This is a genomic window from Algoriphagus sp. oki45 (assembly GCF_036245605.1).
GTDB lineage: Bacteria > Bacteroidota > Bacteroidia > Cytophagales > Cyclobacteriaceae > Algoriphagus.
The window spans coordinates 1-15986 of record NZ_BTPC01000005.1; the positions used below are offsets into that span (position 1 = coordinate 1).

A 15986-nucleotide genomic window follows, 5' to 3' on the forward strand; every position below is an offset into this window, starting at 1 on the left:
TCCCATTACGGGAAAGTTTTGGTATAAACACAAACTGTTGAGACGTTCCTTCTCGGTTTTGAAAAGCGCCTTGCCCAACCTTTTTGCCTACCTGGATAATCCAAGGATTCCAAAATCCACCAACGGGCTGGAGTCATTTTTCGGACATTTAAAAACCAATTTGAATATCCACCGAGGTCTGTCGACTGGAAACAGAAAAAGCTTTCTGAGGTGGTATCTATACTTCAAAAACTCCGGAAGAAAAAGGTTTTCTTAGCCATAGAACAAGAAGAATGAAGCATGAAAAAAGGGCTCCGAAAAACGAAGCCCCTTCATTCCACTTGGCAGATTCTATTGCTGGTAAGTTGCTCCTCAGCAGAGCTTACGTCCTCTTCAAACCTGCGCGGCATGTTATGAAATTTTTCGATCAAAGTCACCAACTATTTTTGACCACATTACCACATTTACCTAAGAGCTTGAAAGGTCGTCCTTCCTAATGATTGGAATCCGCAATACAGGTTCAAAAATCAAAAACTTGCTCTTTCTATATGGAAGAGCAAGTTTTTTTTATGGGCTAAAATGGAGAATCAGCTTTCTCCGGACAGTAATTGACTTTTGATTTGCTGAAGTTCGGCTACTTTTTCCTCACTTACTGAAGGATACTGAAGGTCAAGCCCATCCAAGGCCGAAATGATGGCTGATGCCACGGCAATTCTCGCATAAGACTTATTATCTGCAGGAATCACGTACCAAGGGGAGTCTTTGGTAGAGGTTTCTCGGATTGCTTTTTCGTAAGCTTTCATGTAGTCATCCTAATGTCCTCTTTCCTTGATGTCACTTGTGCTGAATTTCCAGTTTTTGTTTTTGTCCTCAATTCTGTCCAAAAACCGCTGTTTTTGCTCCTCTGGAGAGACATGAAGGAAGATTTTAATGACTTTAGTACCGTTACGGTTCAGGTATTTTTCAAAATTCCGGATGTCTTCCAGTCTTTGATCCCAGATTTTTTTGGTGATGAGTTTTTGTGGGAGTTTCTGACTTTTCAAAATGGCCTCGTGCACCCGTACCACAAGCACTTCTTCGTAGTAAGAGCGATTGAAAATACCGATGCGGCCTCGTTCGGGGAGTTCCTTGAGGCATCTCCAGAGGAAATCATGATCCAGTTCTTCCGCACTTGGAGCTTTGAAAGAAGTCACTTGGCATCCTTGTGGGTTCACGCCAGAAAGGACATGCTTGATCGCTCCGTCTTTTCCTGCAGCGTCCATAGCCTGGAAAATCACTAACAAGGACCATCTGTCTTGCGCATAGAGGACTTCTTGTAATCGGGTCAATTCCTGGATTCCTTGGTCGAGAGCTTCTTTGACCAAGGGTTTATCCTCGGGTCCAAGTTCCATTTTGGGCTGGGTAGAAAAACCCTTCAGCTTGAAGTCTTTTCCATTTCCAACACAATATCTTTTAGCCAACTTTTTGGCTCTACGGATAATTTCCTCATCACTCATTTTTTTGAGTGCCTCTGCGGTTAGTTTTTCCTCTTTTATCATAGTTTCTTAAAAAAGAAGGATTCCCCATTTATATTCTGAGTTTTCAAAGCCAAGGTTTGTCCTTCAATGATTTTTATCTTTTTGGAATAAGGATAAATTACATCAAGAAAAGCCGATATCCAATATTCGGTGAGGATTGTAACCCTTTCTCTTTCTTATCGATTAGATTTTTGAAGGTAAAACAAACAAAAATGAAAAAGATTTTAGTTGCCACAGGAGGTGGAGATTGTCCGGGGCTGAATGCAGTAATCCGGGGTATTGTGAAAAGAGCATCTCAGGAGAAAGACTGGGAGGTCTGGGGAAGCTATGAAGCTCTCAATGGCCTGATGGAGGAGCCTACCCGGTTGATCCGGCTGGATGAAAAGACTGTTTCTGGAATTCATGTCACCGGGGGGACCATCTTGGGGACTACCAACAAGGGCAATCCCATGAGCTTTCCTGAGAAACAGCCGGACGGATCCATCCGAACGGTCAACAGAATCCCCTGGCTGGTGGATCGACTCAAATCCAAAGGCTTCGATGTGGTAATCAATATCGGGGGAGATGGCTCGCAGGCGATTTCTCAGGCGATGTTTGAGCAGGGAATGCCGGTGGTAGGAGTTCCCAAAACCATTGATAATGACCTGTCCAGTACAGATTTTACCTTTGGTTTTCAGACGGCGGTACAGACAGCCACGGATTCCTTTGACCGACTGGTCACCACGGCCAACAGCCATCACCGGGTGATGATCATGGAGGTGATGGGCAGAAATGCCGGTTGGATCGCTCTTTACACGGCCATTGCCGGTGGGGCGGAAATCTGTTTGATTCCCGAAATCCCCTATGATCTCAATAAAGTCTTGGAAAAAATCCGAAGTCGCTACAACAACGGTCGGGGCTTTGTCAACATCGTGATTGCAGAAGGTGCCACCGCCAAAGACGGAACTGTCACTGCTACTCTAGGGGAATTGGGGAGGCATGCTGTACGCCTCGGTGGGGTTTGCTTTACTTTGAGCGAGCAATTGAAAGAGGCAGGATTGGAAGCCGATGTGCGAGAGACTGTTTTAGGACATACTCAAAGAGGTGGGACGCCGGTAGCTTTTGACCGGGTCATCGCTTCTGTCTTTGGAGTGAAAGCGATGGAATTGGCTTTGGAAGGGAAATTTGGCCACTTGGTGGTCCTCCAAAACAATGATTTCACTTCGGTTCCGATCAAGGAAGCCATCAGCGATTACAATTTTGTCAACCCAAAAGGTACCCTTGTTCAAGCCGCCAAAGGGCTCGGTATTTCCTTTGGAGACTAAATTTCTATATTCCTAAAAATCAAAATTCTTCCCCATGAATCAATTTCCTCCCTTTCGGACCAGACACCAGTTCAACTGGGTTCCGTTTCTCCTGCTTTTTTTTCTTTTAGCTCCTGAAGGAATTGCCCAAATAGCCCGGCAATATTTGGACATATCCGTCTCTCCAAGTCGGGAAAACTGGCAATACCAAGTCGGGGAAAAAGTGGATTTTGCGGTCAGTGTCACCCAATCAGGTAGACCTGTACCGGTAGAGAATGTCCGTTTTTTTGTCAAAGAGGAAAAGATGGACCCAATTCTGGAAGGCAGCCTGAGACTGGAGGATGGACAGGCTTTGATTTCTGTAGAAGGGATGAATAAACCGGGATTTTTGCGCTGTGAAGTCTTTGCCACACTGGATGGAAAAGAATACCGAGGGCTGGGAACTGCCGCATTTGAACCGGAAAAAATCCAGCCTACCGTAGCGATGCCGGATGATTTTGAAGTTTTTTGGGCGGCCGGGAAAGAGGAATTGGCCAAAGTCCCCATGGATCCTAAAATGATCCACATCCCCGAAAGAAGTACAGAAACAGTGGATGTCTATCACGTCAATTTCCAAAATGTAAGAAACAGTAGAATCTATGGGGTTTTGACCATTCCAAAGGGAGAGGGCAAGTTTCCAGCAATCTTGCAGGTGCCTGGAGCTGGAATCAGGCCCTATTCTGGGGATATTGCCAAAGCCGCCCGTGGAGCCATCGTTTTGCAGATTGGAATTCACGGAATACCCATAGATATGGCTCCAGAAGTATATGGCAATCTGGGAAGCGGGGCTTTGAATGGTTATTGGAATTTAAATGTGCAGGACAAGGATATCTACTACTATCGAAGAGTGTATTTAGGAGCTGTTCAGGCTGTGGATTTTCTGGCTTCATTACCCCAGTACGATGGCGAAAATCTTGCCGTACAGGGTGGAAGTCAGGGAGGAGCATTGGCTATTATCACTGCTGCTTTGGATTCGCGGATCAAATACCTAGTGTCCTATTATCCTGCCTTGAGTGATATGACAGGATACTTGGAGGGAAGGGCAGGAGGATGGCCGCATATTTTGGCACCGGCCAATCAGAAGTACTATAATTTCCCAAAAGCCATTGAAACTTTGGCTTACTATGATGTAGTCAATTTTGCCCGGATTTTAAAAACTCCCGGATTTTACTCCTGGGGATACAATGACGATACCTGTCCGCCCACATCCTACTATTCCGCATACAATCAAATCAAAGCTCCCAAAGAGGTCTTTGTGATTCCTGAAACCGGCCATTGGACCTTTCCTGAGCAGGGAATCAAGGCGGATAATTGGCTTTTTGAAAAGCTAAAAAATCGATAATCGGTAGTTGGGAAAAAGGAATCCATTCGATTCCTTTTTCTTGAATTCGAATGATTTATCTTGAAAAAATACAGAATCGGATAAAATCGGAGAATTTTAGGCCAAAAAAAATGAAAATCCTGCTATTTTATTTTTTAAATTAAAAGGTTCAATAAACCCTACAACTTTTTCTTATATGCCTGCACAACCCTTAGAATTGATATTGGCTCGGCAATTTGCAGATAGCTTGAGTATGCCTGTATTTATTGTCGATACAGAAGGTAATCTTCTCTTTTACAATGAGCCTGCCGAGGAAATTTTCGGATTACGATTCAGCGAGACAGGGGGCATGAGACTGGAAGAATGGGCGACTATATTCCGGCCTATTGATGAGGAAGGAAATCCGCTTCCACCTGAAGGATTGCCTTTGGTAAAGACCCTTACCAATCAAATTCCTGCAAGTGGATCTTTCTATATCAATAATCTCAAAGGTGAGCGGATTTTGATCTCCGTGACAGCCGTCCCCGTGATCGGTCGATCCAATCGATATTCCGGTGCTATGGCCATCTTTTGGAAAACCCAACTGCAATGAAAGTAAAAATCTGGGGATGCCGAGGTTCACTTCCTGCTCCGGGGCCGGAAACTATGGTCTACGGTGGAAACACCTCCTGCGTGCAAATCACCCATGGGGATACTTTTATCATCCTGGACGCAGGATCTGGAATTCAGCGGTTGGGAAAATATCTGAATCCTCAAGTAAAGGAAATCCACATTTTGCTGACCCATCTACATATCGATCACATGATGGGTTTGGGTTTTTTCCAACCGCTCTACAACCCGGATGTCACGGTGCACATTTGGGGGCCCAGCTCGGGAAAAGAATCCTTGCTCAATCGCCTGAGGAGATACTTTTCTCCTCCGCTATTTCCGGTGATGTTCAGTGAGCTACCCAACCATCCCATTATTCATGAATTGGGCTACGACAATTTTGAGTTTGGGGCTCTAAAAATCCACAGTGAATATGTCTGTCATCCCGGACCTACTCTTGGGTATCGGATATCTGATGGAAAGGGGGTATTGGCTTATATGCCAGACCATGAGTTGAGCTTGGGCTCAGCCAATTTTCCCAATGATCCGGAATGGACCAGTGGATTTGAAATAGCCAATTCTGCTGATCTTCTTCTTCATGATGGCTCTTACAATGCCAAAGAATATGCGACTAAAATCGGTTGGGGGCATAGTTCGGTGAGAGATGCGGTGGCTTTTGGAAAAATGTGCAAAGTCAAAAAACTAGCCATTTTTCACCATGAACCGATGCATTCAGATCATCAGCTGGAGCATATTCTCCATACTTCATTGAGAAATCAAAAACTGGATTTTGAAGTCTTCCTATGCACAGAGGGTGATGAATTTGAAATTTAGAAAAGGGCCTATTTTTTAATCATTCGCTCGGTTTTGTGACAATTTCTTTTCGCAAGTCCCCAAGAGTCTAAATTCCATTGAGCAGAAAAGGAGCCCAATATTTTGGGTGCTTAAAGACCTCCCCGCCTTCTCCCTTGGCCAAGGCTCTTTTGATCAAATTGAGAGAAATAAAGGGATCTTCCCCATCTACTATCACCCTTTTGAACAAGTTTTTCATGGTGAGGGAGGTACTGAAGTCATTTACCGGCCAAAGAGACAGCAGGGTTCGGTTTGCACCAGCAAGCAGAAAAGATGAATTGAGTCCGTTAATTCCTTCCCCACCTACGAGTGCTCCAAGACCGGTATCACAGGCACTGAGAATGGCCAAATCTGCCTGAAGTTGAAGCCGGGCGATCTCTGGAGATAGGAGAAAGGTATCCTCATTGCCGTCTCCTTCATTGGGTTGACTCATCATCACCCCGCTCAATTCCGGGATAATGTCCACTGTAAACCCATGGGTGGACAACATCACCATTTTATAGTTTTTCAGTTCTCCGCTATTGCTGAGCTGCTTGAGGTAGCTTTCCTTCATGTTCATGCCCGTTACCACCTTTACGTCCGGGCTGAGTGTACCCACAAAAGTGACCTCATCGAGAGTTCCCTGCAGGTAATCCGCTCCACCAAAGCCCATGGATTGCAGTTCCTTTTTGAAATTGAAGTCACTCCTTGAAATTTTCTCGCTGAGAGACTCCGAGATGGCGTAGAAATCATTGATCCCTCTCGCTGTGCCTTTGACATTGCCGCTCGGTTGATAGATTGCTCCACCCATAACCAAGGCTGGTTTTCTATTGGATGAGTAGGTACGGTTTTTCAGGATTTTCCAGACACTCACCGAGGGGATATACCGGACATTGTGCGTCTCGATCAGATATTGGTTTTGCCGATTGATAAAAGCTTCAAATGGCAGGTAGTTCAACTCATTGCTGGCTCCAATGATCAGATTAGGGTAGGTGGCAAGCAGCTGGGCCACAGGCTCCAAGGTAAATCGATACCAATGCTTCAAAAAGGCATTGCGCACCGGGTCCAGCTTGGGGTCCTCTTCTTTGAACAGCTCCCGGGTCCACTCTACGATGGTCTTGAAATCATCCTCCCTGAAACTTTGCTCCTTGCTGGCATAGGTGATAAAATTCCCATCTACAATGTCATTGGAATAGTCCTGCATGAAGCTATTGTAGGAAGGAGGAATTCGCTTGGCTCGGTCAGTAAAGTTTTTTTTCAGCCCGATCCAGTCATCAATAGGGTAATTGTAAAAAGCCTGAGCTGAATTTTTGGTGATCGCATTGATGATGATTTCTCCCGGACCTGTAAGGGTGTAGTAAAGCAAAAGATCCTGTGGACCCAACAGAGCTTGTGCTTCCTCAATCGTTGCCGGCTGGGCATTGGGACTCAATCTGTCCCGAAGAAATCTGCCCCGATTGTCATCTTGCGCCGCAAAAAGCGCCTTGCTATCCCCCAACTTCTGATACGCCATGACCAGTCCGATATAGGCCTCGCTACGCTGATTCATTAGGGTAAGCCTCTGCTCCGGACTGAGGTTTTTCCTTACGCTTTCGGTTAGGTCCACAGCTTTTTTGAAGTAATTGGCTGCAGAGCGGTAGTCTTGGTCATAGTAGTAAAAAAAGCCCAGATTGCTCGCCGTGATTTCGGCCATATTGTACTGGCCGGACTTCATGTAGCTTGAGTAGAGCCGATCGGAATTTTCCTTGGCCTCGGCTTTTTTGCCCTGCTGCCATAGTACAATGACATAATTTCCTCTGACGGTATTTTCCAAGTCGGTAAAGCCACCCCTTTCAGACAGACGCAAAGCAGAAAGAATAAACTCTGCAGCCCGCGCTCTTTCGGCAGGAACGGCACTGTACAAAAAGTATTTCCCTATATTGTTTTGGGCATGGGCCCGATAGAGATCATTATCGATTTTATCAGCTAGCGCGAGGAGATTATAGGAACTCTGCAAACTTTCTTCCTCCAGCTTGAGCTGAGTTTCATACATGATCTGATAGTAGAGATAGGTGGCTTCCGAGGAGGTGGGGACAGACAGATTTCTAATTTCGGCTACTGCACGTCGAATATTCAGTAAGGCGGACTGATAGTCGTAGTTGACAAAAAGGAGATTGCCTTTGTACTGGAAAGCCAAAGATCTGAAAAAGGCCTGTTCTTGTTTATTTGCCTCTGACTTTTGCAGATACCGATCCAATCCCTCTCTGGCTTGGATATAGTTGGCTTGCTGATAGGCATTGACTGATTTGAGGAAAGTAGCCATCAATTCGATATTGGGATTGAATGGCTTTTTCAGATTCAGTCGACCGACAGCCTGATCGAGTTGTGGACAGGATTGTCCCTGCATCATGGGGCCAATACAGGCAGAAAAAGCCTGGGCTGTCTGGATATCCAATGGGGTCTCTGCAGCTACTTGATTTACCAAAGAAATATAATTGGGAAGCTCAGCTCGGGAAGCCATTTCCATAGCGACTTCTGCGTCATGGATGACTTCTTGCTTGTATTCAGGAAATGTGGCCAACTGAAAGCCCCAAGAAAGATGCTTTTTGGCTTCGGCTGTATTCCCGGCCAAAAAATAATAGAGCGAAAGGAGACTGTTTGAGGCAGCATCGGTAGGATTGAGCTGGTACATGACGTCCAGTTGTTTCTTTGCCTCCAGGTTTTGACCTCGGCAGAGCAAGAAGTAGCCGTTGAGTGCATAGCCTGCATAATCATCGTTGAAATACTTGATCAGCTGCTCTGAATTGGTCTTCATGGTCAGCGCATTTCTGGCTTCCATTCCGGATTTGAAGTTTTGGATCAGGGATAAATAATCGGGCCCTCCCTGTGCCTTGGTCTGACCTAGTCCAAAGGCCGAAAAAAGAAGTAGAAATAACAGTTTTTTCATCTTTTCAGGATTTACTGGCAATTGCCGCTAAACCATTCCTTTTTCTCTCGGCCATTGGGATACTTTACTGTCACATCTGCCGTCCAGCTATCGCCCTGACTTTGGATCGTGAAAAAGGAAAGGACAGGGAAATTGCCATTGTACTTTTGGGTTTCGGCGATCTTCTGTAGGCTTAGCTCATTTCCTGAAGGATCATAAGTGAAAACAAAAAAAGCCTGTCTGTCCATGCCGTTGGACTGATAGCGGGATACACGAAGGACTGTCTTGTTGCCATTGGAGCAGTTGCAGATTCGTCCGATGGCCATTTCCTGAGGATTACCGATTCTGAACTGTTCCGTACGTACAAAGTCCAGATTGGTCACGTCCACACCGGCGATGGTCTCGTAGTTGAGCTGATAGGTGGGGGGAAGGTTGACAAACTTGGAGATGTATTCAGCATACCAAGAGGGTTTCAGAGCTTTTTCCTGCTCTTTTCTGGCCTTTTCTTCCTCGAGATAATTATTCCGTTTTTCATCCTTTTTAGCCAGATAGGCGGACTTGGATTCGGAGAAGGAAATGGTTCCTGTTTTTTCGCAGGAAGTCCTTGTCTTTTTTGCTAAATAATGCTGGAATACAGGCTTTGCCCGGTCTGCGTCTTTTTCAGCAAAATATAGAATCCACACCTGGTCCTTCGTAGCTCCATACGTAGAGAAAGGAAAATTTCCGCAAAAGCTTTCCTCCGGGAAATAAGACTGGGCTGCGTTGCCTTTCAGACGTTTGCCTTCTCCTTTTCCCGGCTCGATGAAGTATCTCCATTCGACTTGTTTTCCATCAGGGGCCTTGCTATCCCATGCATACAGGGTCACCATTCCCGGGGGAAGGTGTTCATCTTTCCAGAAGGCATTTCCCGGAAGCTCGGTATCTACGGCCGGTTTAGGGATCATTTCCCCGATATCCAGATACCTGAAGGTCTGATCCCGGGTGAAATAGATATAGCGGTGGTCGTTGCTGATGGAAGCTTTGTTAATATACTCCTTGGACAAAAACTGAATATTGGAGACGTTCCCTTCCTGCTTCACCCGAAAAAATCCCTGGTACTGTCCCTCCGAAAAAAAGACCATCCAACCCCGGGTATCGTATCCGAGGATTTGCTTGACTTGGTGGTTTTGGAAGTCGGGAAAGAGCTCTTTGTCTCCAATTTCCATCACAAATCTTCGATAGGAGTTTTTCACCTGAAACACAAACTCACTCAGGTCCGGAGCAGCATCGATAAATTTGAAGTCGCTGAATGCAATCGGCTGTCCGTCAAAAGTCAAGGGGAAATTTTGCACTACCTGTTCGGTGGAGGTATCCCAAAGGGTCACCCGGTCATGGCCTACGACAAGGACTTGGCTTTGATCGGAGTTGAACTCTATCCCCAAATTATTTCTTTCATACCATTGGTGGAGATCCTGAGCCTGAAGAGAGCATGCCACCAGACCAAGGGCGAAAAATAGAATCGCTCTCATGGGCTTACATGTTACGGATTACCTCATCCTTTTTGAAGTAGCCCTTTTTTCGGATGGACCCGTCCTTGTTGAACCAAAAGCCCAAGCCCTCCCGCATGTTCTTTTTCCACATACCGATATAGACAGAACCATCGTTGGCGTAGCTGTATTTCCCAAAACCTTCGCGGTCCCAGCCGTCCATAGAGCCTAAATACATGCTGCCGCTTGGGAAGGTGTGGATGATGGGAGTACTTGGACTTTCTTTTTTGAAAAAGCCCATAGCCAGCTGCTTTCCGGAAGTCTGATAGATTCCAAAAGCGTCGATGCAGTTTCCGACGCAGTTAGGTCGATTGGAAAGTTTACCAAGGTATTCGGTATCTGCATTCTTCCGGGGTTCACCGTCTTTGTACACTCTGGCCCAATCCAGATTTTTCCCCACCATCTGAAAGGCGTTTCCGTTCAGATTACCATTGACCATTTCAGCGAGAAAAAGCTGTCCGGAGTACGGTACTTCCATGATTTGAACCAGCTCAGCTTTTCCTTCGAGGTTGAAATAAGTATAGAATTTTGTTCCGTCAGGATGGACATGGTAATTGGGGCCGATCATTTTATCCCCGAGGGTAAATCCATAAATAGTCCCACCTTTTCCGTCATCCATTTGGAGAAATTCCACTCCCGAAAGTTCTTTTTCGGAGACTTGGGCTTGGAGAGAAATGAAGGAAAAAAGACAGATGAGAATCAGTGCAAGTCGTTTCATGGCGATGGTTTTTATTGAGACTTAAAAATCCATCACGGGTAAAAAAAATGCTATACGACAAATGCCCTATTCCTTAGAATAAATGGACGTCATTCCGGCTAAGACGAAAAGTATCTTTTAAAAAGCAGCATGTAAAAGAAGCTAAAACTGCTTCAGGTAAGTGATTTTTGAAATCAAAGACTGGTTGTTGACCGGGCTTTCCTGGAAGCTACTTTCATTGAATACCAAGAAAAGGAAGCTGAGAGGTGCGAACTCCCAGCTTCCTCGAACATTGATCCTGGCGCTTTTAGTTAGGGAATTGTATTGGTAAAAGCCCGAAAGCTGAAGACGGGGATTGGCGGCCAAACGAATTCCGGCAGTCCAAAGGTCGGCAGTGAAATCTGCTCTATTTTCCCCAAAATCTCTGAAATCATTGTGCTCCACACTAAAATCCAAAGCAAAATAGGGACTGGGAGCGACTCGGCCACCCAGTGTCAAAGAATTGAGACTGCCGTCGTAGTAGCTTCCTGTTGTGAACTCAGAGTTAAGGGATAGTTTTTTAGATTGGTCTGTTCGGTACACAAATTTATGCCTGACAAATTCGTATTGACCCTCCAGAATAGTTTGACCTAGGATATCAAAGGAAAAATCAAAGTTTTGCCAAGTAGGAGTGACGGTGTAGGTAATCAGGCCATTGGTTTTGGTAAAAATGTAAATTGGAAAAATGTCCACGCTGAATTCTTGAGTGGCTAGTGTGGAGGCTGTTTGGTACCAGTTTACAAAAAAACCGGGGTCAGCCCTTCGCACCCATTTGGATAGCCAACCCGTGGCAGGCCTCCAAATGTAATAGCCTCCGGGATTGTGATAGATGACATTTTGGGCAAAGACAAAGCCCATTCCAGGATGATATTTTTGATCCACATATCGGGTAAGCCATCCGGCGTAAAGATTATTGGGCGTATATCCTGCAAAAAAAGAGGCGGCTACACCCATGCTGTCTGAGTTGTTCTGGCGGGAACCTGAGACCAAATAGCTGATTGTCAATTCATCTTTGGGACGGATAAATCCATCTACGGTGACGGTGGTATTGGACTGTTGGAGTCGTCCATTCTCCGGATCAGCTTCGTCGATTCTTTGAGTCAGCATCACGCCGATGTTGTTTTGCTCTCCGTAGTTTTTGAGATAGCGGGCCACCCCAAAATTGACCGCTGACTGAAAGGGGGTAGCTCGTTGATGAACATAGAGTCCGGCGAGGCTTCGTTCCTGATTTCTGTCTGTGAATCGTACCCCTGCATCAATGGGCACTGGATCAGCATTGAATTGGGAGTTGGATAATCCAATAGTTCGGCTGAAAAAGGGCCGGATGTCTTCATTATCCGCTCCGGCATAGACTCCGTTATTTTCCAGGAAAAACTGTCTCCTTTCCGGGAAAAAGACATTGAATCGGGTCAGGTTGTTGACTGCCCGGTCCACATCTGCCTGCGCAAAGTCTGTATTGAAGGTCAAATCGAGAACCGAACTCGGGGACATGGCCCACTTAACTTCACCACCGGCTTTCCATTCCGTAGATTGGGTAGATACTCCCTGATTATCTACTGGCCTATTGACCTGAGCCAAACCGTAGGGTTGGATGCGGATGTTGACGGAAGGGGGAGGGAGTTCCAATCCTTTCAAATCGGCAGCATAGGTCATTCGATACGGAGTAAATGCCTGCGGAATGGCAGGAGTAACAGAAAACTCGTATTTCCTTCGCGCCAATCTTGCCAAAGTAATTCCCCAGGTAGGATCATCGGACTCTGTGTAGCGTAGACTTTTGAATGGAATCGCCATTTCGACATAGTAGCCTGAGTCCGCTAAGGAGGTTCGGACTCTCCACAAAGCATCCCAATCGTTGTCGATAAGACTATCGTCAAAAATTTGTGCATCCCGTTGATTCCCCAAGGGGGTCGACTGAAAGCTCACTGCAAAGCGCTTCAGTTGCTGAGGGTCGAGCTGCACCAGAAAAATGTCATTTTCTCCAAACCGGAAATCCCTCCGAAGATCCTGAACTCGAATGCCTTTTTTTCCCAAGGAATCGGCACAGAATGCCCCGATATATAGGTTATTTTCGTCAAAAAGAATTCGTACTTGTGTGGGAAATTCTACTTTCCCTCCCTGTCGAGGTTCCAGCATGAAAAAGTCCCCATATTCAGATGCCTGCTTCCAATCCTCCTCATCCAGTTTGCCGTCCAGAGTAATTTTTCCCTTTGCCTTAGACGCTTGCATGACAGGTGCTACTTCTGGCGGAGGAAAGTTTTCAGCGTTTTGCGCCAGGAGATTGGAAAAAGGAAATGTCAATCCTATGAGGATTGCTGCCAAATGTTTACTCAATTTTTTCATTCCAGAGCTTTTCTGGTCTCAAGAAATATCTCCTCGTCTACAATGACTCCCTCCCACTCTTGGGAGAAAATCCTGTGTTGAAGCTGTTCGGCTTTTTGAGTGATTTTTTCCTTGAATTGCTGGTAAGCATCATAGTCCGTACGGGATAGGTGACTCATCCGGTGATGGAAAAAAGACACGGGATTCAAAGGAAACCACGCTCGGGAAAGGGAAATTTTTTCGGATTGGATAGAATCGAGGTTTTGAGTTACTTCCGAAAGATATTCCCGGTAAGCTGTCATATAGATCCCTTCCAGGGCACTTGCGGTCCTCAAACTATCCGGAAGGTCCCTGTCCAATTCCGGATAATTTTCAAGAACTTTTATTTTGGTCGTTTCAAATTCCTGTTCATAGATTTCTGTTCTCCCGGTTCGTTTGGCATCAATCATGTCCAGAGACAATGAATTGGGAAACTGCAAAGCCACCGCCTGCTGGATAGCTCCAGGGATGATCAGGGCAAAAAGAATCCAAGCCAAAAAGAAGACCAAAGCCTGCCCGGTCTGATAAAGACGTAATTCGGATAAGAAATACAACAATACCAGCCAAAAGAGAAGATAAAGGCTTGTCCAAAATCCCATGGTCCCGATTTCTGCCACAGTAGCATTCAATTCGCCCAAGCCCCAGCCGATCAAAAGAAGAAGGCCAAGTAGGATCAAAAAGAAAATAGCCAATGCTATAAATCGCTGAATTTTCCAATTTTTTCCATTCTCCAGCGTCTCGATCAGCTTGTGGAGCTGTACTTCCCGCTCAAAACTTCCTATCCTCATCGTGCAGGCAATAAGAACCAGAGGGAGTAAGTAAATCCACATCAGTCCAAAGTCCAGACTGCCCAAGGAAATCCGTTCTGGATTGCTGATCTCAGGTGCCAAGTCATGGTCGTAAGGAGAACTGTTAATCCAGACACGCTTGAAAAATGGAAAAGATTCGGCTTGCCCTACCGAGAAAACCATTAAAGGACTTGGGTTCAATCCTACTAAAGGCTTCAGGTAACCCCAATAAGCATAGAATGGGTTTTGGATATCTAGCCAAGGCCGATCTTCCGGACTAGTTTTGCCGGATTGATATAACTTCAGCGCCGCTTCTATTTCTTTTTCTGATTCCGATTGAAGTTGGGCCAAGACCTCATTTTGGTGCAAATAAACTTGTCGTCCCTTGTACATGCCATAGACAGAGGCCAATAGAAATACGACAAGGATGCTTTTCAGGAATGGGGAGGAAAGAATACTTTTCCATTCCCAATGAATCGCTTGATTCAGCTTCATAGGGCAGAGATTTTAGGTTGAACTCGGACGATTCCTACTGCCAATAGGCCGATCCAGGCAAAAAGCAATAACAAAGAAGGAATCTGTTGACGGATCAGGTCAGAGAATGAGGGTTCCGTATACTGAAAGTCCGCGATGGAATTGAAAAACGCCTGATCTTCTTTGTATCCCCAATCTCCTGTACGCGAACCTCCGTAGGCATGCCGCTCGTTGAGCGTGCGGATGAAAACCCGGCGGTAATCCTCGGCCTCCTGCAGAAAATCCACCTGATGAAAATTGTCGGTGCCGGCAGCCCCCATGCTCAGACTCTGAAGATTTCCAAAAGGATTGGGAAGGGAGGCCCATTGTACCCAGCTTTTTTGCTTTTGCATCTGCTCGTAGAGTTCTCCGAAATGCTTATCCCAGACCTGGTTGCCAAATTCTTCGTCTGCTTGCATCAGCAATCCGTCGAAATTGATCGGAAGGTCTTCCTTGGAAGTAACTCCGTAGGCCTGAAGCACACTGTCTTCGAGGGATTTTAGGGCTTCCTCTTCGGGATTGTGCCCGTCAAGCAGTGCACTGCGGTCGGCTTTCATGCTTTCTGCAAATCCAACACGATCCGGCAAAGGATATAGAATCCCTGCCACGGAATAGGTGACTTTGGGATAGAAAATGACCCATACAATCCAGATTCCGAGAAGCCAAGAAAGTGCGGTGTAGGATTTGGTCGTTTTCGAACTCAGCCAAAGTGCCAGGCCAATCACTATCCAATAAAAAAGTCCATAACCCAGAATCAAAAGAAAAGCCCTTGCCAGAAGGGGGGTAGAGAAACCCAATAACCCCATCTGAATTCCCAATGTGAGCAAAACATAGCCCATTCCCGGAATCCAAAGACTCCAAAGTTTGCCATAGAGAATCTGAGAATAGGGCACTCCCTGTACCAGCAACAGCCGTAATCGGTCGGCATCCCGCTCGCCCCGCACGGATTGGAAGGCAAAAAGCAGCAGCAAAAGAGGGAGGATGATTTGAAGGATCAAAGCAGGCCGTAGCTTCCCAAAACGGGAAAGAAGGTCTCCCTGAGCTGCATCGCTTTGCACCAGTTCGTTTTGCCGGTGGCCTTCCAGGTAGAGGGTTCTTCCCACATAGCCATTCACTCCTTCATCAAAAGCCGTGAGCGCATGATTTTTCTTGAAAACATAGGTTCCGTAGTGTGCAGCAGAGTGCGGATTGCTCGGACCCATGGATTCCCATTGCTGACGGAGATGGGTCTTGGCTTCTGACTCCATCCGGGCTACTACCCGATACTCCTCCAGACCAGCCCAAGCAGTGAATCCAAGGGCCGCCGCAAGTACGAGTAAGACAAAAACCATCCCCGGCGTTCGGAGGAGGTTTTTCCATTCGGTAGATAGGATTGATTTCATGTGATTATAATTTGATTTTCATTTGCCACATGGAATGCCCTTTATAATTATTCATCTGTGTGAGAATCATTTTCTCATGGGCATTTCATGTGATTATAATTTGATTTTTAAAGGCCACATGGAATCTCGCAAGTCTTATAATCATTCCAGTGTGTGACTTTTTAGTCATGCTCGATTTCATCTGTTTATAATTTGTTTTTCCTTGGTCAGATAGCTTGTC

Annotated in this window: 10 protein-coding genes and 2 pseudogenes; 5 read left to right on the forward strand and 7 right to left on the reverse strand. The window is 45.9% G+C overall.

Annotated features, from left to right (window positions below; translation table 11 throughout):
- A pseudogene (locus AAA942_RS17695) lies at positions 1–256 on the forward strand (IS256 family transposase, variant Zn-binding type); the annotation flags it as partial.
- 310 nt (positions 257–566) lie between these two features.
- Here the strand turns inward: AAA942_RS17695 and AAA942_RS17700 are convergent.
- Positions 567–1517, reverse strand: a pseudogene (locus AAA942_RS17700) (polyphosphate kinase 2 family protein).
- A gap of 191 nt (positions 1518–1708) precedes the next feature.
- On the opposite strand from AAA942_RS17700, the gene AAA942_RS17705 reads away from it, so the two are divergent.
- The 4 genes from AAA942_RS17705 (at position 1709) to AAA942_RS17720 (ending at position 5561) form a co-directional block, all read left to right on the forward strand.
- A complete protein-coding gene (locus tag AAA942_RS17705; protein WP_338221637.1) occupies positions 1709–2800 on the forward strand; it encodes a 6-phosphofructokinase in 1092 nt (363 codons plus the stop codon).
- A gap of 34 nt (positions 2801–2834) precedes the next feature.
- Positions 2835–4160, forward strand: coding sequence for an acetylxylan esterase (locus tag AAA942_RS17710; protein WP_338221638.1), 1326 nt, complete (start codon positions 2835–2837; stop codon positions 4158–4160).
- Between the two features lie 175 nt (positions 4161–4335).
- Positions 4336–4731 (forward strand): PAS domain-containing protein, encoded by a 396-nt coding sequence (locus AAA942_RS17715; protein WP_338221639.1) that lies wholly within the window; start codon positions 4336–4338, stop codon positions 4729–4731.
- On the forward strand, positions 4728–5561 hold the full coding sequence (locus AAA942_RS17720) for an MBL fold metallo-hydrolase (protein ID WP_338221640.1): 834 nt from the start codon (positions 4728–4730) through the stop codon (positions 5559–5561). Before AAA942_RS17715 ends, AAA942_RS17720 begins: the two co-directional genes overlap by 4 nt.
- Positions 5562–5628: 67 nt before the next feature.
- Here AAA942_RS17720 and AAA942_RS17725 read toward each other — a convergent pair whose 3' ends face one another.
- From AAA942_RS17725 to AAA942_RS17750, 6 genes are all read right to left on the reverse strand, one after another.
- Positions 5629–8484 (reverse strand): CHAT domain-containing protein, encoded by a 2856-nt coding sequence (locus AAA942_RS17725; RefSeq protein ID WP_338221641.1) that lies wholly within the window; start codon positions 8482–8484, stop codon positions 5629–5631.
- An 11-nt stretch (positions 8485–8495) separates the two neighbouring features.
- Positions 8496–9971 carry a hypothetical protein gene (locus AAA942_RS17730; protein ID WP_338221642.1) on the reverse strand — a complete coding sequence of 492 codons (1476 nt, stop codon included), beginning with the start codon at positions 9969–9971 and terminating at the stop codon, positions 8496–8498.
- Between the two features lie 4 nt (positions 9972–9975).
- Complete coding sequence (locus AAA942_RS17735; protein WP_338221643.1) at positions 9976–10707, reverse strand: hypothetical protein; 732 nt, start codon at positions 10705–10707, stop codon at positions 9976–9978.
- A 141-nt stretch (positions 10708–10848) separates the two neighbouring features.
- The gene (locus AAA942_RS17740) at positions 10849–13044 is read right to left on the reverse strand and encodes a carbohydrate binding family 9 domain-containing protein (protein ID WP_338221644.1); all 2196 of its coding nucleotides are present in this window, start codon (positions 13042–13044) and stop codon (positions 10849–10851) included.
- A gap of 17 nt (positions 13045–13061) precedes the next feature.
- Positions 13062–14366 carry a hypothetical protein gene (locus AAA942_RS17745; RefSeq protein ID WP_338221645.1) on the reverse strand — a complete coding sequence of 435 codons (1305 nt, stop codon included), beginning with the start codon at positions 14364–14366 and terminating at the stop codon, positions 13062–13064.
- Positions 14363–15766, reverse strand: a complete 1404-nt coding sequence (locus AAA942_RS17750) for a DUF3526 domain-containing protein (RefSeq protein ID WP_338221646.1) — start codon at positions 15764–15766, stop codon at positions 14363–14365. Before AAA942_RS17750 ends, AAA942_RS17745 begins: the two co-directional genes overlap by 4 nt.
- Between the last annotated feature and the right edge of the window lie 220 nt (positions 15767–15986).